Here is a 23,608-nt window from a genome sequence, read left to right as displayed (position 1 = left end):
TAGAGGTCAACGCCCCAGGGGCCTCCCGCGGCCCCCCGCGAAGGAGCCCGTCATGACCGCGCCCGTCGTCCACTCGCTGCGCGAGCAGATCCGCGAGCACATCCTGGAGGGGATCATCAGCGGACGCTGGCAGCCGGGCGAGCGGATCGTGGAGAGGCGGATCGCCACGGAACTGGAGGTCAGTCAGACCCCGGTCCGCGAGGCGCTGCGCGAGCTGGAGTCGCTCCGGCTGATCGAGTCCGTGCCGAACAAGGGCGTCCGGGTACGGAACCTGACCGCGGCGGACTTGGAGGAGAGCTACCCGGTCCGGGCCGGACTGGAGGCCATCGCCGCGGAGTTGGCGGCCGACAGCCTGGCCGACGACCGTTCGGCCCTGGAACCACACGTGGCGGCCCTGTACGAGGCGGATCGGGCCGCCGACGGGACGGCCCAGGTCCGACACACGGTGGCCTTCCACCGGGAACTCGTCCGGGCGGCCGGCAACTCCGTCCTGCTGCACACCTGGGAGGGGCTGGGGATCGAGGTGTTCACCGCGCTGTCGATCCGCTGGTTGGGAACCGTGCAACAGTCCTACGCCGAGGAACACGAGGAACTCACGGCCGCCTTCGCACGACGGGACCCCAGGATCGCCGAGTTGGTGAAGGCCCACGTCCTGGGGTGCGCCCCACGCCCCTGATCCCGGGCACCGGGCCGCACCACCCCTCCCCCATGTCCCCGAGCGGGCGGCACCCGCGGAGCACCGCCGTAGGGGACGCGACTCCCCCGGCGACGCTCCGGGGCCCGACACCCCCTCTGCCACCAGCGGAAACACCACCCAGGTTCGGTCACCGCGTGCCGCTGAAGGGGCACCGAGTGCCCACTTTCGCCGAGACGGAGATTTCACCCTGGTTTCCTTTGATCGATCATCGATCAAGGGGTTACAGTCACCGACGGGCTTCGACCGGAGGCCCTCGCCCTGTCCTGCCAAAGACCGAGGGCATCCCGAGATCTCGACCACGAGGGAACCCCCCTTCGCCCCAGGAAGGCGGCGCCATGACCGACCCCCACGCCATCCAGCCGAGCGCGCTCGACCAGATCCCGGACAGGGACCCGGAGGAGACCGCCGAGTGGCGGGCTTCCCTCGACGCCGTCGCCCGGGCGGGCGGCCCCGAGCGGGCCGCCTTCCTCATGCGCCGCACGCTGGAGCACGCCGAGGGCGCGGGCGTGGGCCTGCCGAAGCTTCTGGAGACGGACTACGTCAACACCATCCCCACCGCCGCCGAGCCACCGCTCGACGGCGACGAGGAGATGGAGCGGCGGATCACCGCCTGGAACCGCTGGAACGCCGCGGCCATGGTGTCGCGGGCCGCCGCCCACGGCGTCGGCGGCCACATCGCCACCTTCGCCTCCGCCGCCTGGCTGTACGAGACCGGGTTCAACCACTTCTTCCGCGGCAAGGAGGGCGACGGCTCGGGCGACCAGCTCTTCATCCAGGGCCACGCCTCCCCCGGCGTCTACGCCCGCGCGTTCCTCGACGGGCGGCTGGACGAGGGCCACCTCGACAACTTCCGTCGCGAGTCCGGCGGCCGAGGGCTGCCGTCCTACCCTCACCCTCGGCGCCTGCCCTGGCTCTGGGAGTTCCCGACCGTGTCGATGGGTCTGGGGCCGCTCTCCGCGATCTACCAGGCACGCTTCAACCGTTACCTCGCCCACCGGGGCATCAAGGACACCTCCGGCTCCCGTGTGTGGGCCTTCCTGGGCGACGGCGAGATGGACGAGCCCGAGTCCACAGCGGCCCTCGCCCTCGCGGCACGCGAGGAACTGGACAACCTCACCTTCGTGGTCAACTGCAACCTGCAGCGCCTCGACGGACCAGTGCGCGCCAACTTCAAGATCGTCCAAGAGCTGGAGGCCCAGTTCCGCGGGGCGGGTTGGAACGTCGTCAAGACGCTCTGGGGAACCGCCTGGGACGAGCTGTTCCGGCTCGACACCACGGGCGCCCTCGTCCGCCGCCTGCGCCGGGTGCCGGACGCCCAGATCCAGACGTACCAGACGCGCGACGCCGCCTACATCCGCCGGGACTTCTTCGGCGCCGACCCGGCCCTCGTCGAGATGGCCGGGTTGCTGAGCGACGACAAGATCCTGGAGTGCTTCCACACCTCACGGGGCGGCCACGAGGTCCGCAAGGTGTACGCCGCCTACCGGGCCGCGCTGGCGCACCGGGGCGCGCCGACGGTGATCCTGGCCCAGACCGTCAAGGGCCACACCCTGGGGCAGGGATTCGCCTCGAAGAACGCCAACCACCAGATGAAGAAGCTGACGGCCGACGAGTTCAAGGTCATGCGCGACCTGCTCGACCTGCCGATCCGCGACGCCGACTTCGTCGACGGCCAGGCGCCCTACGGCCACCCCGGTGCCGACTCCCCCGAGGTCCGCTACCTGCGGGAGCGACGCGCCGCGCTGGGCGGTCCCGCCCCGGCTCGGCGGGTCCACCCCGTCGCGCCGCTGCCGTCCCCGGCGGAGAAGGCCTTCACGGCGTTCGATCGCGGCTCCGGCTCCCAGAACGTGGCGACCACGATGGCCTTCGTGCGCTTGGTCAAGGACCTGGTACGGGACCGGGAGACGGGCGGGCGCTGGGTCCCGATCGTCCCCGACGAGGCCCGGACCTTCGGCATGGAGTCGCTCTTCCCCTCCCTGGGGATCTACTCCCCCAAGGGTCAGACCTACGAGCCGGTCGACCGCGACCAGCTGATGTACTACAAGGAGGCCGCCGACGGCCAGATCCTCAACGAGGGGATCACCGAGGCCGGTTCGATGGCGGACTTCATCGCCGCCGCCACGTCCTACGCGACGCACGGCGAGACGATGATCCCCTTCTACATCTTCTACTCGATGTTCGGCTGGCAGCGGACGGCCGACCAGATGTGGCAGCTCGGCGACCAGCTCGGTCGCGGCTTCCTCGTCGGAGCCACCGCCGGACGCACCACCCTGACCGGAGAGGGCCTGCAACACGCCGACGGACACAGCCCGGTGATCGCCGCCACCAACCCGGCGGCGCTGAGCTACGACCCGGCGTTCGCCTACGAGGTCGCCGTGATCGTCCGCGAGGGGCTGCGCCGGATGTTCGGCGAGCCGAGGCCCGGCGAGGACCAGGACGTCTTCTACTACCTCACCGTCTACAACGAGCCGTTGCCCCAGCCGGCCAAGCCCTCCGGAGCGGACGTCGACGAGGGCATCGTCAAGGGCCTCTACCGCTTCGCCACGGCGGAGTCCGCCGGGCTGACCCCGCCCGCCGACGCCCCGCGCGTGCAGCTCGTCGGCGCCGGCACGGCGGTCCACTGGGTGTCGCGCGCCCAGAGCCTGCTGGCCGAGGAATGGGGCGTGGCGGCCGACGTGTGGTCCGCGACCTCCTTCACCGAGTTGCGCCGGGACGCCATGGAGGCGGACGCGGCCCTGCTGCGGGGCGAGGACCGGGTGCCGTACGTGCGGCGGGCGCTGCGGGGGGTCGAGGGACCGGTGCTCGCGGTCTCCGACTACATGCGCCAGGTGCCGGACCAGATCGCGCAGTGGGTGGAGCAGGACTGGATGTCGCTGGGGGCGGACGGCTTCGGCCTCTCCGACACCCGGCGGGGCGCCAGGCGCCACTTCGGCGTCGACGCCGAGTCGGTCGTCGTCGCCGCGCTGGCCCAACTCGCCCGGCGCGGCGAGGTCAAGGCGACGACGGTGACGGAGGCGCGCGAGCGGTACGGGCTCTAGGGTGAGGCGTCGCCCCGGAGGCCGAGGCCCCTCGGCGTGCCCGCCGGAGGCCCTCGTACCGGGGCTTCCGGGCCGGCCGCGTCGGCAGGGTGCCGGCCGTCTACTCCGGCGGGGGCGGCGGGCCCGGCTCCTCGTCCTCCGGGCCGGGTCCAGGGTCGGGGTAACGGCGGAGTCGGACGATGGCGAGGGCCAGTCCACCCCAGACGATGAGGATCGCGACGATCATCATGATAACGGCGGCGGCGGACATCAGCTCTCCTCTCCATGGCCCGCGTCGCCCGGGCGGGGCGCGCCCTTGGGGGAAGGTGGCGCGCCCGGCGCGGGTCCGCCCGGTGTGGACGGATGCCGGGGCAGGAGGGTGAGCAGGACGCCGACCACCAGCGCGCCGATCGCCACGCTCCAGCCCGCGGCGAGCAGGAAGCCGGTGGAGTAGCCCTCGTAGTTGTGGTCGAACTCGGTGCGGAGGCTGTCGACCATCATCCAGCCGAGGGTCACCGGGGTGATCACGCCGAGGCAGATCCGCCACCAGTGGCCGAGTGAGACCGCGGAGGTGGCGTCGGCGTCGCGTTGCAGTTCGGGCAGCTTGCGCATGAACCAGGCCACGGCGACCACCGAGACGAGCGCGGCCAGCGCGATGCCGTACTGGTTGATGAAGTGGTCGGCCACGTCGAGGAGGTAGATGCCCTCGTTCGTGGGGAAGAGCAGGACGGAGACCACCGCGATGGCGCCGCCGACCCCGAGGACGGCGGGCACACGGCGCAGGCCGGTGCGGTCCTCCACGGCGGACACGACCACCTGCACGATCGAGATCAGCGACGAGAGTCCGGCGATCACCAGGGACAGGAAGAAGACCACACCGAACGCGCCGCCCAGCCACATCTCGGAGATGATCGCCGGGAAGACGACGAAGGCGAGGCCGAGCCCGGCACTCGCCACCTCGTCCACCGGGACGCCGGCGCTCCGGGCCATGAAGCCCAGGGCCGCGAAGACGCCGAGGCCGGCGAGGACCTCGAACGAGCTGTTGGAGAAGCCGGCGACCAGCGCGGAGCCCGTCAGGTCGGCGCGACGGCGCAGATAGGAGGCGTAGGTGACCATGATGCCGAAGCCGATCGACAGCGAGAAGAAGATCTGTCCGTAGGCCGCGACCCAGACACCGCCGTCCCCGAGTTGGGACCAGTCGGGTTCGAAGAACGCCTCCAGGCCCTCGGCTGCTCCGTCCAGGGTCAGCGCGCGGATCACCAGGACGACGAAGAAGACCACCAGCAGGGGGATGAAGAGCCGGTTGGCCTTCTCGATCCCCCGGCGGACCCCGAGGAGCAGGATGCCGAGCACCACCACCCAGACGGCGATGAGCGGCCAGAGGACGCCGGTGACGTAGCCGGAGACGAACCCGGGCGTCTCGGACGCCTCCAGGAAGGTGCCGAACAGGAACCCCTCGGGGTCGTCGCCCCAGGACTGGTCGACCGAGAAGCCGACGTAGCGGATGGACCAGGCGATGATCACCGCGTAGTAGGTGGCGATGACGAAGGAGATGGCCACCTGCCACCAGCCGATCGCCTCGGCGGGCCGGGCCAGGCGGCGGAACGCCTCCGGGGGCGAGCAGCGCTGACGTCGGCCGATCGCGTACTCCATGATCAACAGCGGGATGCCGGCCGTGAGCAGGGCGACGAGGTAGGGGAAGAGGAAGGCGCCGCCGCCGTTGTCGTAGGCGACGGCGGGAAACCGCCAGATGTTGCCGAGGCCGATGGCGGAACCGATCGCCGCCAGCAGGAACCCTGTCCGTGTCGCCCACTGCTCGCGGGGCTGGTTCGCCATGTGTGTGTCCTCTTCCGGGGACGGCCGGTCGAGGCGACGCTAGCAGGGGTGTCGGCGCCGCCCCATCGGTCGTACGCCAGGCAGGTGAGAGGGTGGTGCCATGCGTGCCGCGCGACTGATCCGGATGGTCCTGCTTCTCCAGTCACGGGCCTCGATGACCGCCGCCGACCTGGCGCGGGAGCTGGAAGTGTCCGAGCGCACGGTGAATCGGGACGCGCTGGCGCTGTCCGAGGCGGGGATTCCGGTGTACGCCGACCGCGGCAGGAGCGGCGGCTACCGCCTGGTCGGCGGCTACCGAACCCGACTGACGGGGCTGGACCGCGAGGAGGCGGAGGCCCTCTTCCTCTCCGGAGTGCCGCGGGCTCTGCGGGAGATGGGGTGGCGGGACGCGGCCTCGTCGGCGTGTCTGAAGGTGTCCGCCGCCCTTCCGCCCTCCCTCGCCGACGCCGCAGGCGCCGCCGCGCAGCGCTTTCACCTGGACGCGCCCGGCTGGTTCCGGACGCCCGACACGCCGCCACTGCTGTCGACCGTGGCGGAGGCGGTCCGGCACGACCGACGGGTCGGCGTCCGCTACCCGAGCGGAGAGCGCGAGGTCGAACGGGAACTGGAGCCGTACGGGCTGGTGCTGAAGGCGGGGGTCTGGTATCTGTGCGCGCGGGTGTCATCGGACGCCGGACCGGTGGTGTCGAGGGACGGGCCCCCGGAGGCGGGACGCGGGCCCGGAGCGGCGCGCGCGCACGGGGCGCGTGCCGGCGGGCGACGCGCGCCCGACGCCCCGGAGTTCCGGGTCTACCGGGTCGAGCGGTTCGTGTCGGTCGTGCCCCGCGCGGAGCGGTTCGACCGGCGGGAGGACTTCGACCTGCCGGACTTCTGGGCGGAGCGGGCCGAGGAGTTCGCCCGGTCGCTGCTGCGCGCGGAGGCGCGGGTGAGGCTGTCGCCGGAAGGCGCCCGGAGACTGTGGCGCGCGGTGGGGCCGCTCGCCGCCGAGGCGGCGCTGTCGGAGGCCAGCGCCCCGGACGCGTCGGGCCGAGTGGTCGTGACGGTGCCGGTGGAATCGGAGGAGGTCGCCCACGACCAGTTGACCGGCCTGGGGCCCGAGGTGGAGGTGCTGGCGCCGTCGACCCTGCGCGCCCGGTTCGCCGAGGACGCGCTCCGGTCGGCCGACCTCTACCGCCACCGGGTGGATTCGGCGCCCCGGCACCCCGGTGCCGAGGGTCCCGCGCGGCTCGGCCGGTTCGGAAGGGCGGCGCCGGACGAGCCCGGCGAATTCCACGTGCGGGGCCACCTTCCAGGCCCGATGCTGGACCCGTGATGGACGAGACGGAGTTCTGGGAGCTGGTGGACGCCACTCGCGAGGCCGCCGACGGCGACCCCGAGGAACAGGCCGACCTGCTCGTTGACAGGCTGCTGAGGCTGGACCCGGACCTGGTCCTGGATTTCGCCCGTCACTTCGAGGCCCGCTACAACCGGGCCCGGACCTGGGACCTGTGGGCCGCCGCGCGCGTCCTGCTGGGAGCCTCCGAGGACGACGCCTTCGACTCCTTCCGATGCTGGCTGATCGGCCAGGGCAGGCGGGTGTACGAGGGGGCGGTGCACGAGCCCGACTCGCTGGGCGACCTCCTCGACGACTTCGACGACGAACTGGACGGCGACGGCGAGGACCTGGGATACGCGGCCGACGAGGCCTACGAGCAGCTCACCGGGGTCGTCGCCGCCGACCTGGGGATCGCCCCGGCGCCGGCGGGTCCCCTCGGCGCACCGATCGACCTGGACGACCCGGGAGCGTTGGCGGCGCGGCTTCCCCGACTGTGGGAGCGGTTCGGCGGTTGACGGGGGCGCCGACCTCGCTTTCGCGTCACGTCGGCTCGGGACCGGCGCGGAGATCGCCGGCGGCCGCACTCCACCGCCGGCGGGGACCGTCCGACGGGCCCACCCGCCGGTGCGGAGGCTGACGGGCCCGCCCGCTCGCCGGGAACGCACATCGCCTCGGCGGCCGACCGCCGCGATCCGTCGCCGCGTGGCGGGAGGCGAGACGACCCGCCTCACCGGGGACGAGACGCCGGCAATGGCGGGCCGTTCGGCGGCCCCACCCGTGGCCGGCTTTCGCACGGGAGCTTTGTGCCGAGCCCGCCACTGTTGTAGGCATGACAAACATCTCGGGTCGAGCCGGGCGAGAACCCGCGCCCCGGCGGCTCGTCGGCCCTTCGACGTCCCATGTGCGAACAGAGGTGCTCACGACATGTCACGCAAGGCAATCCGCTCTCTGCTCCTCGGCGCGGGCACGGCAGCCGCCGTGCTGACCGGGGCCCTCGCCCCCGCGGCGAACGCCGCCCCCGCGCCCGACCCGGCGGTGCCGGACCGCGTGGCGGCGGTGTCCACCGAGGACGCGTCGGCCGCCGGATTCTGGTCCTGCACGGTGCCGAGCGGCTACACCTACACCAACACGCAGCAGACGCTCAGCTGCTCCAGCAGCGGCTTCCGCACCATGTACTACGTGGAGGAGCCCAGGACCGGGCTGTGGGCCTGCACCGTGCCCTCGGGCTTCACCTACACCAACACACAGCAGACCCTGCGCTGCTCCAGCAGCGGCTTCCGCACCCTGTACTACCTGCGGCAGGTCTGACCACCCGACCGTGGCCCGCCGCGAGCCCTCCGACGCTCGCGGCGGGCCACGCCCGCGCGGGCGCCGGTCCCCGGCCCCGGTCCTGCAAAGCGGCGGCCCGCTCCCTGATCCGCGGCAGCGCGGCGTCGAGCGCGGCACCGGGACAGGTGGTCCGGAAACCGGCCCGGTGCCCGACGACCGCCGGCAGCGACACGACCGTGCCGGCGTCGTACCTGCTCAGGTCGTTGCTGGACACCAGCCGGACCCTCGAACGAGGGTCCGTGCCGGACCGGCCGAGTTTCCAGGCGACGACCGCCGCGATGGCGTCCGTCACCTCATCGGGTACCTCGACCCCCTCCGTGAAGGTACCCAGGGCCGCCACCCCGGTGGTGCGGTGGTTGAAGCCCTGGGTGTGCGCTCCGGTGACGGGACGGTCGACGCCGCCGGCGCGCCCCTCGTAGACGGTGCCGCAGCGGTCGACGACGAAGTGGTAGCCGATGTCGTCCCAGTCGCGTGCCCCGGTCTGCCCGGTGTAGAGCCCCCGGATGATGGCGGGCGCGTCCGCGCAGTCGTAGTCGTTCGGGGTGTCGGTGTGGTGGACGAAGACGGCGACGACCTCGTCGTCGTAGCGCGGCGGCGGCTGCTCGCGCGCCGCGCCGCCCAGCCAGTCCGACCGGGACACGATCGGCGGTCGGGGAGCGGTGTGCGACGCGCGGGGATGCCCGGAGGCCCGCGCCTGCCCGGTGGCGACCCGCTCCACGCCGGTCGCGCAGAGCCCCAGCGCGAGGATCGCGACCAGCCCCGGCAGCCAACCAAGGGCGCGGACGGGCCCCGTCCGTCGCCCTGCGCGTGCCTTCCCGCCCCACGACGGCCGGAGCCGGAGGCGGCCCCGGAGCACACCCGCCGACGGACGCCGGAACACCCCGGGGAACCGGAGACCCGATGGCCGCCGGAGCACCGGGGATCGCGCGCGGGTCCGCCACCGCGGGAGGCGGGGGGCTCGCACGGCGCGCGTTCCTCGCCCACCACGCATGCCACCACTGTCCGACGCCCGCGCCCCGTCCGCGATGTGCGCTGCGCCACCCGGTGGAACCAACGTCCGGCCCCCCCGCGTTCTCCCCGGTACCGGTCCTCACGCCATGCGTACGCCGGCGTCTGATCAGCGGGCGCGCCCCGTGCGTATTCAGGGGTCCGAGGGGACCGTGGGCATCGGAGAGGAAGGCGGCGCGTGTGGACCTGCTCGACATCCTGCTGTTGCTGGTGATCGTGGCCTACGCGGCGTCCGGGTACGCGCGCGGGCTGGTGGCCGGGTGTGTGTCGCTGGCGGGCTTCGTGGGCGGCGCGGTCGTGGGCGTGCTGCTGCTGCCGTGGTTCATGGACCTCGTCACGCCGGGAACCACCACGGCGACGCTCACCGCGGTGCTGACGGTCCTCGTCCCCGCGGCGACCGGCCACGAGCTCGCCGGACGCCTGGCGTTGCGCCTGCGCCGGGAGCTGGGCGCCGGCCCGCTCCGGGTGGCCGACGGAATCGGCGGGGCGGCGGCCAACACCGCCGCCGTCCTGATCGTGGCCTGGGTGGCCGCCAGCGTCCTCGCGGCCTCCTCCTCACCGCTGCTCAACTCGGCCATCCGGGACTCCCGGTTGCTGGGCGCGGTGAACCAGGCGATGCCGGACACCACCCCGGTGTGGTTCTCCAGGGCCACCTCGGCGCTGACCCAGGCGGGGTTCCCCCAGGTCTTCAACCCGTTCGAGAACGAGTCCACCGCCCGGGTCGCCGAGCCGTCCGGCGACAGCGTGACCCCGGCCGCGGCCGAGGCCGCCCGGCTCAGCACCGTGAAGGTGGAGGGCGTCGCGGGCCGGCAGGGCCGCGAGGGCAGTGGTTTCGTGTACGCGGACCGACGCGTGATGACCAACGCCCACGTGGTGGCGGGCATCGACGAGCCCACGGTCAGGGTGGGCGGCGTCGGACCCGCCTACGACGCCCGGGTCGTGCTCTTCGACCCCGCCACGGACGTCGCCGTGCTCTACGTGCCCGAACTGGACGCCCCCACGCTGAGCTTCGACGACGACGCCGAGCGCGGCGACCCGGCCGTCGTCGCCGGATACCCGGAGGACGGCTCGCTGGACCTGCGGGCGGCCACGGTCGCCGACCGGGTCCGCGCCACCGGCCAGAACATCTACCACGACGCGACGGTGACCCGGGAGATCTACGCCGTCCGGTCCACGGTCCGTCCCGGCAATTCCGGCGGGCCGCTGCTGACCACCGACGGGCGGGTCTACGGAGTCGTGTTCGCGCGCTCCACCTCCGACGCCGGCACCGGGTACGTGCTCACGGCGGCGGAGGTCGCGCCCCAGGCACGGCAGGGCGCCACGGCGACAGCGGCGGTGGACACGGGCGACCCCGTCGGTTCCTGACCCCGCGCGCCGCGCGAGGCGGGGCATGTCGGCGCGGATGAAGCGGGTCCGAGGCGGGGCACCGGAGGCACGGCGGGACGCCACTCCCCCGGATGGTCGCCGCCGCCGGGAGTTCGAGGGGACCTTCCGGGCAGGATGGCTCCATGGCAGCTTCCCGCATCGCGGTGGCCGGCGCGTCCGGCCTGATCGGCAGCGCTCTCGTCCGCTCCCTCGCCGACGACGGGCACGAGGTGGCGCGGCTGGTGCGGCGCCCGCCCGAGTCCCCCGACGAGGTCCGATGGGACCCCGAGCGGGGCGAGGTGGACACCGACGCGCTCGCCGGGTGCGAGGCGGTGGTGAACCTCGCGGGCGCCGGCATCGCCGACCGGCCCTGGACACGGGAGCGCAAGGCCGTGCTCCGGGACAGCCGGGTGCGCGGCACCGACGCGCTCGCCCGGGCGGCGGCGACCCTGGAACCTCGTCCGAGGGTCTTCCTGAACGGCAGCGCCATCGGCTACTACGGCGACACCGGCGACCTGGCCGTCGACGAGGGCGCGCCGGCGGGTGAAGGCTTCCTGGCCTCGCTGTGCGTGGACTGGGAGGCCGCCGCGGCTCCGGCCGCGGAGGCCGGGATCCGGACGGCGTACGCCCGGACCGGCCTGGTGGTCTCCAAGGCGGGCGGCGCCTGGGGACGGCTGTTCCCGATCTTCCGGTCCGGTCTCGGCGGGCGGCTCGGCAGCGGACGTCAATACTGGTCGTTCGTCTCGCTGCACGACGAGGTGGCGGCCCTGAGACACCTGCTGGACCACGACGATCTCTCAGGACCCTTCAACATCACCGCGCCCGAGCCCCTGACCAACCGTGAGATCACGGCGGCCGTGGGCCGGGTGATGGGCAAGCCCACCGTCCTCGCCGTGCCCGCGCCGGTGCTGCGGGCCTTGCTGGGCGAGGTGTCCCGGGAGGTCGTCGGAAGCGTCCGGGTGCTTCCGACCCGACTCCTGGAAGCGGGCTTCCACTTCTCCTACCCCGGCATCGAGGAGGCCATCCTGGCGGCGTTGCGGGAGGGCTGACCCACCGACCGTCGCACGGCCACCGGTGTCGGCGGCCGTGCGACGGTCGTGCCTCCGTGCCCCGGTCCCGCGCGTCCGACCGGCGTCCCCGCGCGACCTAACCTCGTCTCGAACTCGGGTATCCCGAAGGGCTGTCGGGGGCATACCTCCAACGGCTGCGCAACCTCGAGGAGGGGCACGTGCTTGAGCCCGCGTACCAGGCGGACGTCGTCGTCATCGGAGCCGGCATCGCCGGACTGGCCGCGGCGCATCGACTGACCAGCGCAGGAGTGGCGACCGTCGTCCTGGAGGCCACCGACGCCGTCGGAGGCAGGATGGCCACCGAGCGGATCGACGGGTTCCGCCTCGACCGGATCGGGCGGTTGCTGGCCACCTCCACCTCGGGGGTGACGGACGGCGCGGGACCTGCCGGCCTCGTCCTGCGGCCCTTCGCCCCCGGTGTGCTGTTCCACAGCGACGGCCGCCACCACCACGCCGGGACGCCCGGGGGTACGAGGGGCGCACGGAGCGCACGAGGAGCGTTCCACGCGGTCCGGGCCCTGGCCCAACCGCCCCGGGCCGTCCCCCCGCCACGCCTGGGACCCGAGTCGCCGGCCGGTTCGGCCGCGGTCCCGGCCGCGAGGGCGGACCGTCTCGGCGCCCGAGGTCGGCGCGGCCCGATCGCGGGCCGGCGGGGGGTGGTTCCGGCCCGGCTCGCATCGGTCTCCGGCCGCTTCGGCCCCGGACAGGGGAAGCGGCCGGAGCCGTCCGCCGACGCTCCCCGACCCGGCGCCGCCCCGACCCGCGGCCGTGCCGGGACGACACTCGCCGGCGCCGTCGACCAGGCCCGTCTCGGAGCCGCCCTGGCACGGCTGGCCGCGATACCGGTCGAACGACTACTGGCCCGCCCGGAACTGCCGACCGCGCGGGCCCTGGCGGACCGGGGACTCCCCTCCCGCACGGTCGAGGCGTTCCTGCGCCCCCTGCTCGCAGCCCTGCTCTGCGACCCCGAGCTGGTCACCTCCAGCCGCTGCGCCGACCTCGCCCTGCACGCCTACGCCAACGGGCGGCTGTGCCTGCCCGAGGGAGGCGCGGATGCCGTGCCGCGCCTGCTGGCCGACTCCCTCCCGCCCGGCACGGTCCGCACCGGCGTCCGGGTCACCTCGGTCGCCACCAACGCGGTGACCACCGCCGAGCACGGGGTGATCGGCTGCCGCGCGGTCCTGGTGGCCACCGATGCGCGCGCCGCCGGGGAACTGCTGCCCGGCCTGCGGATGCCCGGCTTCCACCCCGTGACGGTGGTCCACCACACCGCCGACGAACCCCCCGGCACCGGCCCGTCCCTGCTCCTGGACGCCGACCGGGGCGGCCCCGTGGCCCACACCGCCGTCGTCAGCGACGTCGACCCCACCCGTGCGCCCGCCGGGCGCACGCTCGTGTCCTCCACCGTCCTCGGCACTCCTCCACCGGACGTCGAGGCCGCCGTGCGCGCCCACCTCTCCCGCCTCTACCGCGTCTCGACGACCCGCTGGGAGACGCTGGCCGTCCACCACGACCCCGAGGCCGTCCCGCAGATGCGGGCCCCGCACGACCTGCGTCGCCCCGTGCGCCTGCTGACCGGCCTCTACGTGTGCGGGGACCACCGCGACACCAGCACCGTCCAGGGCGCCCTGCGGTCCGGGCACCGGGCCGCCGCCGCGATCCTGGCCGACCTCGGGACCGGCCGTCCCATGCACACGACGGCCTCCCCCCGCGCGCGGGAACGGGCCGCCTAGTGGCGGACGCGTCCCACGAGGAGACGCGCGCCCAAAAGACCGGGAGGGAACGTGGCGGTTCGCGCTGGTTCTAGAGAGCGCGCGGCTTGCCCACGATGACCAGCACCGCACCGACCAGCGCGAGCGCGACCGCCAAGGCCCAGGAGGCACCGCTGTCCGCGGCGGCACGCGGCCACTCCCACCAACGCGCGGCCGTACCGTCCGGCCCCGGGGAACCCAGGAGGAAGGCCGGCACGGTCTGGGCGAGCGGAAGCACCCACGCCGACCTGGTGCCGAGCGACGCGGCCGACACGGCGGCCAACCCGGTGAAGCCCAGGAGGTTTCGCACCGCCGGAGGCAGGGCGTCGAAGGCGCCGGAGCCCACCAGTGCCGCGCAGGTTACCAGCAAGGCCACCAGGAACGCGCCCGCCAGGTGCAGCGGGAGGACGTGACGCCGGGGCAGCGCGGCGCCACGGGAGAAGTCGGCCATGGAGTCGCCCGCGGAGATCAGGACCCCGATCCCGAGCAGGAGGGGCACGAACGCCGCACCGGAGGCCCGCACCGGGTCCTCCCCGCTTATGTTGGGGAAGAGCACCGACTCGCCACCCCAGATCACGAGAGCGAGCGCGCAGACCACCATCCAGGCCAGTGCCCTCGGCGAGCGGTGCGCCCGCAGGTGGCTCGACAGGGGGGAGAACCCCTCGCGACTCAACACGGTGCTCCCACGCCCCGGACCCATTCACGGGCCCCCTCCCGCTGCTCCTCCTCGGGCAACCGCAGTACCGCACGCGCCTCGTCGCGCCCGGAGGTGTCCCCGAAGGCGCCGTACGAAGAGACCGTCCGGCACGCGCGTCCAGCCACGCCTCCAGGGCCCCGCCGGCCCTGAGCCGTTCCAGTGTCGAGGCCTCCGGCTCGCTGTCGCACCACAGCCAGTGGCTCGCGGTCGTCTCGACCACCATGGGTCGCCCGCGTCGCGGCGGCGGAGGTCTCGGGCCAGGAGCCGCGCCAGTCGCCGTCGACGAGGAAGACCATCGCCAGGCCCACGGCGAGCAGCGGCGGCGCCACCCACCGAGCGGGGGTGCGCCGCAGCTCGATCCACCAACCGGTCATCGCCGCGCTCCCCCGTGCGAGCCGCCGAGCGCGGTGGCGTAGCCCCGCTCCAGGGGCGTGTCGCCGGGTGCGTCCGGCTCTGCGAGGGCTTCGAGTTCCTCCGGCGGCCCGGTGAACCGCAAACCACCGTCCCGCAGGACACCGAGCCGGGAGCAGGTGTGCGCGACATCCTCCACCAGGTGGGTGCTGAGGAGGACACAACTCTCTTCGGCCAGCTCGCGGATCAATGCGCGGAACCGCACCCGCTGGTGCGGGTCGAGGCCCGTCGTCGGCTCGTCGAGGATCACCAATGCCGGTCGGTCCACGATCGCCTGGGCGATGCCCGCCCGGCGGAGCATGCCGCCGGACAGGTTCCGCAGCGTGGTCCGGCGCCGATCGACCAGGTCGGCCCGCGCGATGGCCTCGTCGGCCGCCTCCTCGATCCGCCCCCGGGGGACCTCGCGCAACCATGCGCAGTGCCGGACGAAGTCGACGACGGTGAACTCCGGCGGGTACGCGAAACTCTGCGGCAGATAGCCGATCCGCCTCCGGGCCGCGCGAAGTTTCCTCGCGGAGGTGATCTCCTCGCCCAGGACGCGGATCTCACCCGCCGCGGGCCGACTCACCGTGGCGAGCGCGCGGAGCAACGTGCTCTTGCCGGCCCCGTTCGGCCCGAGCAACCCGAACGCCCCGGCCTCCAGACGCAGACCGAGTCCCTGGACGACCTTCCTGCGTCGGTATCCCAGGTGCAGATCGGTCACTTCGAGCAATGGCATGTGTGTCCCTCGGCAAGGCCGGGCACGGTGATGCCGCGCCCCGGCCGACCCCTGTCACGATCGAGCCCCCGGCGAACTCCACGACGACCCACCCGACGCCGCGCGGGGTCGGGGAAGTCGACCCGCGACGTTTCGCCGTTCCGGGCCACCCGGCGCGCGCTCCGCGCCGCCTACCGGTGTCGCCGAGGCCGGTCCACCCCACCCGAGGGCCGGTCATCGGTGCGAGCGTCCCGAACGCGGTCAGGGCGCCGGACGCCGGCCCTCGCACCCACCCGCGGCGCGCCTCCTGTCGTGTGTCGACGTCGGGTCGACCGGTCCCAACCTAGTGGCCGTCGCGGGCCTTTCACACCCCTGGCGATCAAGGTTGGCCGAGATCTTGTCGCGCGGGGTGAAGGTCACACGGGCCCGGCATCGGGGCGCGATGACGGTCCTGTTCGGGATCGCCGCCCGGGAGTCGGACGGGCGTCGCCGGGCCGGGGACCTGCCGCCGGGGAGACCCCGGCAACGCGCAGGGCGTCGCGCGGTCTCCCTCGCGTTCCCGGACACGAGAAAGGAGTGGGAGGGCCCACCGCCCCGGCCGTCACTGACCGAACGCGGCCACCCGGTCCCGGTAGCCCCGCACCGGAGGAGCGTCGCGGTAGGGCTCCAGACGTCGTTCGAAGTCCCGGACGTACTCCACCGCCCGGACCGAGCGCATCTCCCGCGCCTGACCGGCGGCCTCGGCCGCCAGTCGGCAGGCCTGTTCCAACTCGCCCAGGCCCAGGCGGGCGGTGGCCAGGACGACCTGGCAGAACAGTCTGCTGCGGGCGAACCCGGGGTTGCGCAACTGGAGCGACCGCTCGGCGTGTTGCGCCGCGGAGCGGTGCTGCTGCAGGTCCCGGTGGCAGTGCCCGAACTCGTCGGCGAGCTGCGCCTCGTCGAAGCACCGGGCCCAGAACGGCACCTCGTCGCCGGGGCGGACCGCCTCCATGGCGCGTTCGGCGCGGACCTGGGCGGCGGTGCAGGACCGCACCTCCCCGAGGATGGCCTGCCCTCGGGCCTCGGCGGTGTGCAGCAGCGCCTGTACCACCGGCGGGACGGAGGTGGCGGCGCCCTGCTGGGCGACGCGCGCCAGTTGCACCGCCTCGCGACCGTGGCCGAGGTAGACGGCCTGGCGGCTCATGGTGACCAGGACGAAGGCGCCGTACGCCCGGTCCCCGGCCGCCTGCGCCAGGCGGAGAGCCTGCACGAAGTAGCGCTGCGCCAGTCCGTGCGCGCCGATGTCGTACGACGTCCAGCCCGCGAGGCGGGTGAGGTCGGCGGCGGCCCCGAAGAGGCGGCGGCCGGTCTGCTCGCCGTACGTGCCCCGGAGCATGGGTTCCAGTTCGTGTTCGAGATAGCGGACCAGGGCCTGGCGGGCGTGGCCGCCGCCGTAGCGGTCGTCGAGGGTCCGGAACAGTTCGCCGATCGACCGCAGCGCGGACAGGTCACCGGAGGTGACCCGCTGGCCGGGCGCCCGGTCGGCCGAGGGGCGACGCCGGGCCGCCGGGTCGGGCGGTGCCGTCGCGCGGGGCGCCGCCGGACGCCCCTGGGCGGGGATGCGCACCGGGACCTCGACCCGGGCCACCCGGTCGTCGGAACGGCCGATCAGCCAGTCCCGGCTGGGCACGACGAGGCCCGCCGGGGTGAAAGCGATCTTGCGCAGCTCGCTGTTGGTCCCGCAGTCCTTGCGCCAGAGCCCGCCCACGATGTCGACGGCCTCCTCCGGACCGGCCGCGAACTCCAGGCCCGCGTAGACGGGGGCGCAGGCGTCGAGGCCGAGGTCCTGGGCCGTCAGGCGGCGACCCAGGCGTCGGGTGAAGACCTCGGCGATCAGCGCGGGCGTGGTGCCCCGGGGTTGCTGGCCGCGCAGCCACCGGGTCACGGAGGTCTTGTCGTATCTGAGGTCCAGGCCGTGTTCCAGGCCGAGCTGGTCGACGCGACGGGCGAGACCTGCGTTGGAGAACCCCGCTTCTGCGATGAGCGCGGCGAGCTGGCGGTTGGGCGTGCGCTGCGCGGGTCGTTCCGTCATGGTGCGGTGCGGTCTCCTGCCTTCCGGCGTTCGAGGGAAGCGGACTGCCCGTGAGCAGCCCTTTCGACCTGGTGGACGGCGTGAATGTAGCGGAGAGTGAGCAGCGGTTCGCACACGCCCGGATGTATTCATCCGATCGTGTGAGAATTGCTCGTTCCGGCTGACGACGGCGTCCGGACCGGCATGGAGCCGGCCGGATTACAGTGGCGGGGGCACGGCGTGTGCCCGAGGACTTCCGAGGAGGCCGCTGTCGTGAGTGAGCTGGCGTTCGTCCGCATGGGGTTCGGCGCCGACGCCGTCGAGTACCGGCGGGCGTGGGACGAGCAGCGTCGCGTGCACGCGGCCCGCTTCGCCGACGAGATCCCCGACACCGTGCTGCTGGTGGAGCACCCCCCGGTCTACACCGCCGGGCGCCGCACGGCGGACGCCGAGCGACCGCTGGACGGCACGCCGGTGGTGGACGTGGACCGGGGTGGCAAGATCACCTGGCACGGCCCCGGGCAGCTGGTCGGCTACCCCATCCAGAAGCTGCCCCGCCCCGTGGACGTCGTCGCCCACGTGCGTCGACTGGAGGAGGCCCTGATCCGCACCTGCGCGGAGTTCGGCCTGGAGACCACCCGGGTCGAGGGCCGCAGCGGCGTGTGGGTGCTGGGAGAATCGCTGCCGGAGCCCGCCGCGCACGCCGGGCTCGACCTGCGCCTGGCCCCGGCGGCACGGGACGACGAGGACTTCGACCCCCGCCTCAGCGGACCCGAGTACGCCCCGTCCAACGCCGGACGACGCAGGGAGGATCGCAAGATCGCCGCGATCGGCGTCCGCGTCGCCAAGGGCGTGACCATGCACGGCTTCGCCCTCAACGTGAACCCCGACAACCGGTGGTTCGACCGGATCATCCCCTGCGGCATCCGGGACGCCGGAGTCGCCTCGCTGGCGGCGGAGCTGGGCCGCGACATCACCGTCGCCGAGGTCCTGCCGGTGGTCGAACGCCACCTCGGGGACGTGCTGGCCGCAGCCGAGCCGACCCCCAGGACGACCGGGGAGAGCCACGCGGCGTGACGCCGGTTCGCCGGCCCGAGGCCGCCGGGCCCTCTCCGGCGGCCCGTGAAGACCACCGCGACCATGCAAGGCAGCCGCCCTCGTCGGGCGACATATCCACGGGCGTACCCTGGGGAACGCCGAAGAATCAACGCTAGGGAGCCGACGTGTCCGCAGTCGCACCCGACGGACGCAAGATGCTGCGCCTGGAGGTCCGCAACAGCCAGACCCCGATCGAGCGCAAGCCCGAGTGGATCAAGACACGGGCGAAGATGGGTCCCGAATACACCAAGATGCAGAACCTCGTCAAGAGCGAGGGCCTGCACACGGTGTGCCAGGAAGCCGGCTGCCCCAACATCTACGAGTGCTGGGAGGACCGCGAGGCGACCTTCCTCATCGGCGGGGACCAGTGCACCCGGCGCTGCGACTTCTGCCAGATCGACACCGGCAGGCCGGAGGCGCTGGACCGCGACGAGCCGCGCCGGGTCGGGGAGTCCGTGGTCACCATGGACCTCAACTACGCCACCATCACCGGCGTCGCCCGGGACGACCTCCCCGACGGCGGCGCGTGGCTGTACGCGGAGACGGTGCGGCAGATCCACGCCCAGACCGCCGACCGCGAGGACGGACGCACCAAGGTCGAGTTGCTCGCGCCGGACTTCAACGCCGTCCCCGAGCAGCTCGCGGAGGTCTTCGGCTCCCGCCCGGAGGTCTTCGCGCACAACGTGGAGACGGTTCCGCGGATCTTCAAGCGGATCCGCCCGGGCTTCCGCTACGAGCGTTCCCTCAAGGTGATCACCGAGGCGCGGGACTTCGGTCTGGTCACCAAGTCCAACCTGATCCTCGGCATGGGCGAGACCCGCGAGGAGGTCGGCGAGGCGCTGCGCCGGCTGCACGACGCCGGCTGCGAGCTGATCACCATCACCCAGTACCTGCGGCCGAGCGTGCGCCACCACCCCGTCGAGCGCTGGGTCAAGCCGCAGGAGTTCGTGGAACTGAAGGAGGAGGCCGAGGAGATCGGCTTCTCCGGGGTGATGTCGGGACCGCTGGTGCGTTCCTCCTACCGCGCGGGACGGCTGTACCGGATGGCCGTGGAGAAGCGGGGCGCCTACGTCGCCGGGCAGGCGGTCTGACCGGCCGTGCGCGTTCCCGCACGAAGGCTTCCGCCGGGTGGTGAGCGGGTCGCGTGGTGCGGAGCGTCCCGCGCGGTCCGGGGGCCGATCGGGCCGGCCCGGCGCGACGCCGGCCGGCGCGGTCGCTTCACTGGTGTTTGACCGCTCGGTCACGCCCTGGTAACACCACTCAGTGACCCTGGAATCACGCCCGTACTCCCGCCCGAGTGCCGCATCGAGGGGACTCCACATGCCCACGCAGGCTCCGCCGCCCATCCGTGCCACCGCGATTCCCTCCTTCTCGCACGCCCTGCGGGCCGTCGAGGCACTGCTGCTCGGCGGCGGCCAGCGCACCGCCCGACGCAACGCGTGGACCTCCGTGCTGGAGGACCGCAGGCGCGCCAAGGACCGAGTGGAGGCGGAGAGCGTGCTCCGGCAGGCCGTCTCGACTCCGCGCTGAGGCCCACCGGCGTCGTCGTGGCCGGCCCGGCCACGTAGACTTCGAGGCATGGCGAGGAAGGACAACGCGGCGGAGGCCGCGAACCCCGGGCGACTCAAGCAGATCGCTCTGACCTACAAGATGACCCGAAGGGCCGACAAGCGGATCGGTCTCGTGCTCGCGGCTGTCGGCATCGTCACCTTCGGTGTCTTCCTCGCGATCGGCTTCCTGATCGGGCATCCGATCTATCTGGGCGTCCTGGGCCTGCTGCTGGCCTTCCTCGCGACGGCGATCGTCTTCGGACGCCGCGCGGAGCGGGCGGCCTTCGGTCAGATGGAAGGTCAGCCCGGCGCGGCCGCGGCCGTGCTGGAGAACATCGGTCGGGGCTGGACGACGACCCCGGCCGTGGCCATGAACCGCAACCAGGACGTGGTCCACCGAGCGGTCGGCAAGGCCGGCATCGTACTGATCGCGGAGGGCAACCCGAACCGGGTCAAGCCGCTGCTCGCGGCCGAGAAGCGCAAGATGAACCGTGTCGTCGCCGACGTGCCGGTCCACGACCTGGTGGTGGGCACCGGCGAGGGGCAGGTCGAGCTGAAGCGGCTGCGGACCCGGATGCTGAAGCTCCCCCGCGTCCTGAGCGGCCCGCAGGTGACCGTGACCAACGACCGGCTCCGCGCGCTGGGCGATCTGATGAGCAACATGCCGCTGCCCAAGGGGCCCATGCCGCGCGGTGTGGGCGGTCGCACTCCCCGGATGCCGCGGGGCTGACCCCGGGAGCGGCGGCGCGCCGTCGCCAGGCCCCCCGCCCGGGCGGTCCCGGCGCGGGCGGGGGGCGGGGTGCCGGGACGGAGGACCGCGACTCCCCGCCGCGGACGCGTGGGGGTACCGGCGCGACCTGGGCACCGGGACCGCGGGCGCGGGCGGCGTCGTCCGGGCGCCCGGACGAGCCGAGCCCTCCGAGGGCCGACGCTAGAGGCGGACCTGTACGGTGCCGGCCAGCCGGTCGTGCAGGCCTCGGCCGTCGCGGTCCCAGATCAGCGCGGGCACCGCAAGGCAGAGCAGCACGGAGCGGAGCAGAGCGCGCAGGGGGTTGATCCGGCCGGTTCCCAGCTCGACGACGCGCAGCCCCAAAAGGCGCTTGCCCGGGGTGAAGCCGACGGTGCCCAGGGTCAGCACGTTCAGCACCAGGAAGATCAGCAGCGCCCAGTTCGAGGTGGCCTGACCGTAGCCGTCCGTCAGCAGACCGTATGCGATCAGCAGGCACATGCCCCAGTCGACCGCCAGGGCCGCCAGCCGCCTGCCGGGGCGGGCGATGGAGCCCGATCCGTCCTCGGGGAGTCCGATTCCCTCGCCGCGGTAGCCGAGATCGGCCCCGGCGCCCTCGATGGCCGCCCGGGGCCCGGAGAGCCACGATCCGATCGCCTGCCTCTTGTCCACCCGTACACGGTACTGCGGCCTCGGGACGCCCCCGGACGCCGGGGTGGCGCGGGGCCCGGCGGGACGGCGACGACCCGCCGGGCGTCGGCCCGGTCGGTTCACCGCGAGGGGAACATCGCCGGTCACCGCACTACTCTGGAGGCGGGTTCCGGTTAACGCCTGCGAAACAAACGGGTCACGCCGGAGAAATCCCCCGTCCCTAGGGTCGAGGCCAGAGCGTGCCACCAGCCCTGGGCCGCACGAACGATCTACCACCCCGGCGGGACGGTCGGGAGTAGGAGGAGCTGGATGTTCCAGAACGCCGACGAGGCCAAGAAGTTCATCGCGGACGAGGACGTCAAGTTCGTCGACGTACGATTCTGCGACCTGCCGGGTGTGATGCAGCACTTCACGGTGCCCGCCGAGGCGTTCGACCCCGCCGAGGAGCTGGCCTTCGACGGTTCGTCCATCCGCGGTTTCCAGGCGATCCACGAGTCCGACATGGCACTGCGGGCGGACCTGTCGACCGCGCGGGTCGACCCGTTCCGTCGGGACAAGACGCTGAACGTCAACTTCTTCATCCACGACCCGATCACGGGCGAGCAGTACTCGCGCGACCCGCGGAACGTGGCCAAGAAGGCGGAGGCCTACCTCGCCTCCACCGGCATCGCGGACACGGCGTACTTCGGGCCGGAGGCGGAGTTCTACGTCTTCGACAGCGTACGCTTCGCCACCAGCGCGAACGAGTCCTTCTACCACATCGACTCCGAGGCGGGGGCCTGGAACACCGGCGCCCTGGAGGGCAACCGCGGGTACAAGGTCCGCTACAAGGGCGGCTACTTCCCGGTCCCGCCGGTCGACCACTTCGCCGACCTGCGCGCCGAGATCTCCCTGGAGCTGGAGCGCTCCGGCCTGAAGCTGGAGCGGCAGCACCACGAGGTGGGCACGGCAGGCCAGGCCGAGATCAACTACAAGTTCAACACGCTGCTCGCCGCCGCCGACGACCTCCAGTTGTTCAAGTACATCGTCAAGAACGTGGCCTGGCGCAACGGCAAGACGGCCACCTTCATGCCCAAGCCGATCTTCGGGGACAACGGCTCCGGCATGCACGTGCACCAGTCGCTGTGGAGCGGTGGCGAGCCGCTCTTCTACGACGAGCAGGGCTACGCCGGGCTGTCGGACACCGCCCGCTACTACATCGGCGGCGTTCTCAAGCACGCCCCGTCCCTGCTGGCCTTCACCAACCCGACGGTGAACTCCTACCACCGCCTGGTGCCGGGCTTCGAGGCCCCGATCAACCTGGTGTACTCGCAGCGCAACCGCTCCGCCGCGATGCGCATCCCGATCACCGGCTCGAACCCGAAGGCCAAGCGGGTCGAGTTCCGGGCTCCCGACTCCTCCGGCAACCCCTACCTCGCCTTCTCCGCCCTGCTGCTGGCCGGCCTGGACGGGATCAAGAACAAGATCGAGCCGGCCGAGCCGATCGACAAGGACCTGTACGAGCTGGCACCCGAGGAGCACGCCAACGTGGCCCAGGTCCCGACCTCCCTCGGCGCCGTCCTGGACCGCCTGGAGGCGGACCACGAGTTCCTCCTCCAGGGCGACGTCTTCACGTCCGACCTCATCGAGACGTGGATCGACCTCAAGCGGAGCAACGAGATCGCCCCGCTCCAGCTCCGTCCTCACCCGCACGAGTTCGAGCTGTACTTCGACGTGTGATATGACCCCGGCCCTGAGCAGCTCTCCGCTGACCGGGCCGCGGGTGCGCCGTCGGCCGCCCGAGCCCCCCTCCCCGGAACCGGGGAGGGGGGCTCGGGCGTTCCACCGGATAGCGGCGATTCCCCGGCCTCCGCGCCTCTGGCATGCTGGGATGCACACGCGTTCGACTGGCGGGTGGGATCCCCCGTGAGCGGCGCGAGGAGGGGGGAGGAGGCGAGAGATGCCCGAGCCGGAAGACGACGAGCGGGAGTTCGACCTGAGGTGGGCCGAGGGCGCTCCCTACAAGGAGCCGTCGGCGCGTGCCCGGATGCTCGCCGCCCGCTGGAAGGACGACCCCCCGGGCCCCGTCCCCTTCCGCCCCGAACCGGACGGCCGGTCGCGGCGCGCCCGGTCGGGACCGGGTCCGCGCCCGCGTCTTCGGCGGCGCTTCCGCTTCCGGCTCTCCGGCGGACGGCGCTCGCCGTGGCTCTCCGTGACCTTGGTCTTCGCCTCCCTCGTGGCGGTCATCCTGGTCCTGGGCTATCTCGGCTAGCCCCCATCCGTTCCGGGAGATCCCGCCCGGCGCCCCCGACGGCTGGTGGCAGCCCCGAGACCGGCCCCTCTGGGGGCGACTCGGGGCG

The 23,608-nt window shown here is 73.1% G+C and carries 22 protein-coding genes; 14 read left to right on the top strand and 8 right to left on the bottom strand.

Annotation, left to right across the window (positions count from 1 at the left end; all coding sequences use genetic code 11):
* The first annotated feature begins 52 nt into the window (after positions 1 to 52).
* Both JEK78_RS17460 and aceE read left to right on the top strand, forming a co-directional pair.
* Positions 53 to 676: a GntR family transcriptional regulator gene (locus JEK78_RS17460; RefSeq protein WP_200260567.1), complete on the top strand. Its 624-nt coding sequence runs from the start codon at positions 53 to 55 to the stop codon at positions 674 to 676.
* 356 nt (positions 677 to 1,032) lie between these two features.
* Complete coding sequence (gene aceE, locus JEK78_RS17455; RefSeq protein WP_200260564.1) at positions 1,033 to 3,735, top strand: pyruvate dehydrogenase (acetyl-transferring), homodimeric type; 2,703 nt, start codon at positions 1,033 to 1,035, stop codon at positions 3,733 to 3,735.
* 100 nt (positions 3,736 to 3,835) lie between these two features.
* On the opposite strand, the gene JEK78_RS17450 is transcribed toward aceE, so the two are convergent.
* The gene (locus tag JEK78_RS17450; RefSeq protein ID WP_200260560.1) at positions 3,836 to 3,985 is read right to left on the bottom strand and encodes a methionine/alanine import family NSS transporter small subunit; all 150 of its coding nucleotides are present in this window, start codon (positions 3,983 to 3,985) and stop codon (positions 3,836 to 3,838) included.
* A complete protein-coding gene (locus JEK78_RS17445) occupies positions 3,985 to 5,550 on the bottom strand; it encodes a sodium-dependent transporter (RefSeq protein WP_200260557.1) in 1,566 nt (521 codons plus the stop codon). Before JEK78_RS17445 ends, JEK78_RS17450 begins: the two co-directional genes overlap by 1 nt.
* 100 nt (positions 5,551 to 5,650) lie before the next feature.
* Here JEK78_RS17445 and JEK78_RS17440 point away from each other — a divergent pair, with 100 nt between their 5' ends.
* The 3 genes from JEK78_RS17440 to JEK78_RS17430 all read left to right on the top strand — a co-directional run bounded on the left by JEK78_RS17440 (position 5,651) and on the right by JEK78_RS17430 (position 8,173).
* A complete protein-coding gene (locus tag JEK78_RS17440; protein WP_200260554.1) occupies positions 5,651 to 6,862 on the top strand; it encodes a WYL domain-containing protein in 1,212 nt (403 codons plus the stop codon).
* Entirely contained in the window at positions 6,862 to 7,380 is a 519-nt protein-coding gene (locus tag JEK78_RS17435; RefSeq protein ID WP_200264223.1) for a DUF4240 domain-containing protein, read from the top strand. The genes JEK78_RS17440 and JEK78_RS17435 overlap by 1 nt, the downstream gene beginning before the upstream one ends.
* 409 nt (positions 7,381 to 7,789) lie before the next feature.
* Positions 7,790 to 8,173, top strand: a complete 384-nt coding sequence (locus JEK78_RS17430; protein ID WP_200260551.1) for a hypothetical protein — start codon at positions 7,790 to 7,792, stop codon at positions 8,171 to 8,173.
* Here the strand turns inward: JEK78_RS17430 and JEK78_RS17425 are convergent.
* Positions 8,094 to 8,960, bottom strand: a complete 867-nt coding sequence (locus JEK78_RS17425) for a peptidoglycan recognition protein (protein WP_242483423.1) — start codon at positions 8,958 to 8,960, stop codon at positions 8,094 to 8,096. The genes JEK78_RS17430 and JEK78_RS17425 overlap by 80 nt on opposite strands.
* Before the next feature lie 422 nt (positions 8,961 to 9,382).
* On the opposite strand from JEK78_RS17425, the gene JEK78_RS17420 reads away from it, so the two are divergent.
* From JEK78_RS17420 to JEK78_RS17410, 3 genes are all read left to right on the top strand, one after another.
* Positions 9,383 to 10,567 carry a MarP family serine protease gene (locus JEK78_RS17420; RefSeq protein ID WP_200260546.1) on the top strand — a complete coding sequence of 395 codons (1,185 nt, stop codon included), beginning with the start codon at positions 9,383 to 9,385 and terminating at the stop codon, positions 10,565 to 10,567.
* Between the two features lie 143 nt (positions 10,568 to 10,710).
* Complete coding sequence (locus JEK78_RS17415) at positions 10,711 to 11,616, top strand: TIGR01777 family oxidoreductase (RefSeq protein WP_200260543.1); 906 nt, start codon at positions 10,711 to 10,713, stop codon at positions 11,614 to 11,616.
* Between the two features lie 179 nt (positions 11,617 to 11,795).
* Positions 11,796 to 13,370 (top strand): NAD(P)/FAD-dependent oxidoreductase, encoded by a 1,575-nt coding sequence (locus JEK78_RS17410; protein ID WP_200260540.1) that lies wholly within the window; start codon positions 11,796 to 11,798, stop codon positions 13,368 to 13,370.
* 70 nt (positions 13,371 to 13,440) lie between these two features.
* Here JEK78_RS17410 and JEK78_RS17405 read toward each other — a convergent pair whose 3' ends face one another.
* The 4 genes from JEK78_RS17405 to JEK78_RS17390 all read right to left on the bottom strand — a co-directional run bounded on the left by JEK78_RS17405 (position 13,441) and on the right by JEK78_RS17390 (position 17,264).
* Complete coding sequence (locus JEK78_RS17405) at positions 13,441 to 14,061, bottom strand: hypothetical protein (RefSeq protein WP_242483124.1); 621 nt, start codon at positions 14,059 to 14,061, stop codon at positions 13,441 to 13,443.
* A complete protein-coding gene (locus tag JEK78_RS17400) occupies positions 14,058 to 14,459 on the bottom strand; it encodes a hypothetical protein (protein ID WP_200260534.1) in 402 nt (133 codons plus the stop codon). Before JEK78_RS17400 ends, JEK78_RS17405 begins: the two co-directional genes overlap by 4 nt.
* Positions 14,456 to 15,214: an ATP-binding cassette domain-containing protein gene (locus tag JEK78_RS17395; protein WP_200260531.1), complete on the bottom strand. Its 759-nt coding sequence runs from the start codon at positions 15,212 to 15,214 to the stop codon at positions 14,456 to 14,458. Before JEK78_RS17395 ends, JEK78_RS17400 begins: the two co-directional genes overlap by 4 nt.
* A 580-nt stretch (positions 15,215 to 15,794) precedes the next feature.
* Entirely contained in the window at positions 15,795 to 17,264 is a 1,470-nt protein-coding gene (locus JEK78_RS17390; protein ID WP_200260528.1) for a regulator, read from the bottom strand.
* Positions 17,265 to 17,516: 252 nt separating this feature from the next.
* Here JEK78_RS17390 and lipB point away from each other — a divergent pair, with 252 nt between their 5' ends.
* From lipB to JEK78_RS17370, 4 genes are all read left to right on the top strand, one after another.
* A complete protein-coding gene (lipB, locus tag JEK78_RS17385) occupies positions 17,517 to 18,320 on the top strand; it encodes a lipoyl(octanoyl) transferase LipB (protein ID WP_200260526.1) in 804 nt (267 codons plus the stop codon).
* A gap of 146 nt (positions 18,321 to 18,466) precedes the next feature.
* The gene (lipA, locus tag JEK78_RS17380) at positions 18,467 to 19,432 is read left to right on the top strand and encodes a lipoyl synthase (protein WP_200260523.1); all 966 of its coding nucleotides are present in this window, start codon (positions 18,467 to 18,469) and stop codon (positions 19,430 to 19,432) included.
* A gap of 229 nt (positions 19,433 to 19,661) precedes the next feature.
* Positions 19,662 to 19,871 (top strand): hypothetical protein, encoded by a 210-nt coding sequence (locus JEK78_RS17375; protein ID WP_200260520.1) that lies wholly within the window; start codon positions 19,662 to 19,664, stop codon positions 19,869 to 19,871.
* Between the two features lie 48 nt (positions 19,872 to 19,919).
* Positions 19,920 to 20,621 (top strand): DUF4191 domain-containing protein, encoded by a 702-nt coding sequence (locus JEK78_RS17370; protein ID WP_200260517.1) that lies wholly within the window; start codon positions 19,920 to 19,922, stop codon positions 20,619 to 20,621.
* A 201-nt stretch (positions 20,622 to 20,822) separates the two neighbouring features.
* Here the strand turns inward: JEK78_RS17370 and JEK78_RS17365 are convergent, their stop codons facing one another.
* The gene (locus JEK78_RS17365; protein ID WP_200260513.1) at positions 20,823 to 21,290 is read right to left on the bottom strand and encodes an RDD family protein; all 468 of its coding nucleotides are present in this window, start codon (positions 21,288 to 21,290) and stop codon (positions 20,823 to 20,825) included.
* A 288-nt stretch (positions 21,291 to 21,578) separates the two neighbouring features.
* Here JEK78_RS17365 and glnA point away from each other — a divergent pair, with 288 nt between their 5' ends.
* Together glnA and JEK78_RS17355 are read left to right on the top strand one after the other, a co-directional pair.
* Positions 21,579 to 22,988, top strand: coding sequence for a type I glutamate--ammonia ligase (gene glnA / locus JEK78_RS17360; RefSeq protein ID WP_200260510.1), 1,410 nt, complete (start codon positions 21,579 to 21,581; stop codon positions 22,986 to 22,988).
* A gap of 220 nt (positions 22,989 to 23,208) precedes the next feature.
* A complete protein-coding gene (locus JEK78_RS17355) occupies positions 23,209 to 23,520 on the top strand; it encodes a hypothetical protein (protein ID WP_200260506.1) in 312 nt (103 codons plus the stop codon).
* Positions 23,521 to 23,608 lie beyond the last annotated feature (88 nt).

This window comes from Streptomyces sp. HSG2 (assembly GCF_016598575.1).
Classification (GTDB): domain Bacteria; phylum Actinomycetota; class Actinomycetes; order Streptomycetales; family Streptomycetaceae; genus Streptomyces.
This window is presented reverse-complemented; position numbering and strand designations above follow the sequence as displayed.

What these genes read in the sequence shown, in the direction of transcription:
- JEK78_RS17460 (WP_200260567.1), top strand. Translation starts at nt 53, where the DNA reads ATGACCGCGCCCGTCGTCCACTCGCTGCGCGAGCAGATCCGCGAGCAC.
- aceE (WP_200260564.1), top strand. Translation starts at nt 1,033, where the DNA reads ATGACCGACCCCCACGCCATCCAGCCGAGCGCGCTCGACCAGATCCCG.
- JEK78_RS17450 (WP_200260560.1), bottom strand. Translation starts at nt 3,985, where the DNA reads ATGTCCGCCGCCGCCGTTATCATGATGATCGTCGCGATCCTCATCGTC.
- JEK78_RS17445 (WP_200260557.1), bottom strand. Translation starts at nt 5,550, where the DNA reads ATGGCGAACCAGCCCCGCGAGCAGTGGGCGACACGGACAGGGTTCCTG.
- JEK78_RS17440 (WP_200260554.1), top strand. Translation starts at nt 5,651, where the DNA reads ATGCGTGCCGCGCGACTGATCCGGATGGTCCTGCTTCTCCAGTCACGG.
- JEK78_RS17435 (WP_200264223.1), top strand. Translation starts at nt 6,862, where the DNA reads ATGGACGAGACGGAGTTCTGGGAGCTGGTGGACGCCACTCGCGAGGCC.
- JEK78_RS17430 (WP_200260551.1), top strand. Translation starts at nt 7,790, where the DNA reads ATGTCACGCAAGGCAATCCGCTCTCTGCTCCTCGGCGCGGGCACGGCA.
- JEK78_RS17415 (WP_200260543.1), top strand. Translation starts at nt 10,711, where the DNA reads ATGGCAGCTTCCCGCATCGCGGTGGCCGGCGCGTCCGGCCTGATCGGC.
- JEK78_RS17400 (WP_200260534.1), bottom strand. Translation starts at nt 14,459, where the DNA reads ATGACCGGTTGGTGGATCGAGCTGCGGCGCACCCCCGCTCGGTGGGTG.
- JEK78_RS17395 (WP_200260531.1), bottom strand. Translation starts at nt 15,214, where the DNA reads ATGCCATTGCTCGAAGTGACCGATCTGCACCTGGGATACCGACGCAGG.
- JEK78_RS17390 (WP_200260528.1), bottom strand. Translation starts at nt 17,264, where the DNA reads ATGACGGAACGACCCGCGCAGCGCACGCCCAACCGCCAGCTCGCCGCG.
- JEK78_RS17375 (WP_200260520.1), top strand. Translation starts at nt 19,662, where the DNA reads ATGCCCACGCAGGCTCCGCCGCCCATCCGTGCCACCGCGATTCCCTCC.
- JEK78_RS17370 (WP_200260517.1), top strand. Translation starts at nt 19,920, where the DNA reads ATGGCGAGGAAGGACAACGCGGCGGAGGCCGCGAACCCCGGGCGACTC.
- glnA (WP_200260510.1), top strand. Translation starts at nt 21,579, where the DNA reads ATGTTCCAGAACGCCGACGAGGCCAAGAAGTTCATCGCGGACGAGGAC.
- JEK78_RS17355 (WP_200260506.1), top strand. Translation starts at nt 23,209, where the DNA reads ATGCCCGAGCCGGAAGACGACGAGCGGGAGTTCGACCTGAGGTGGGCC.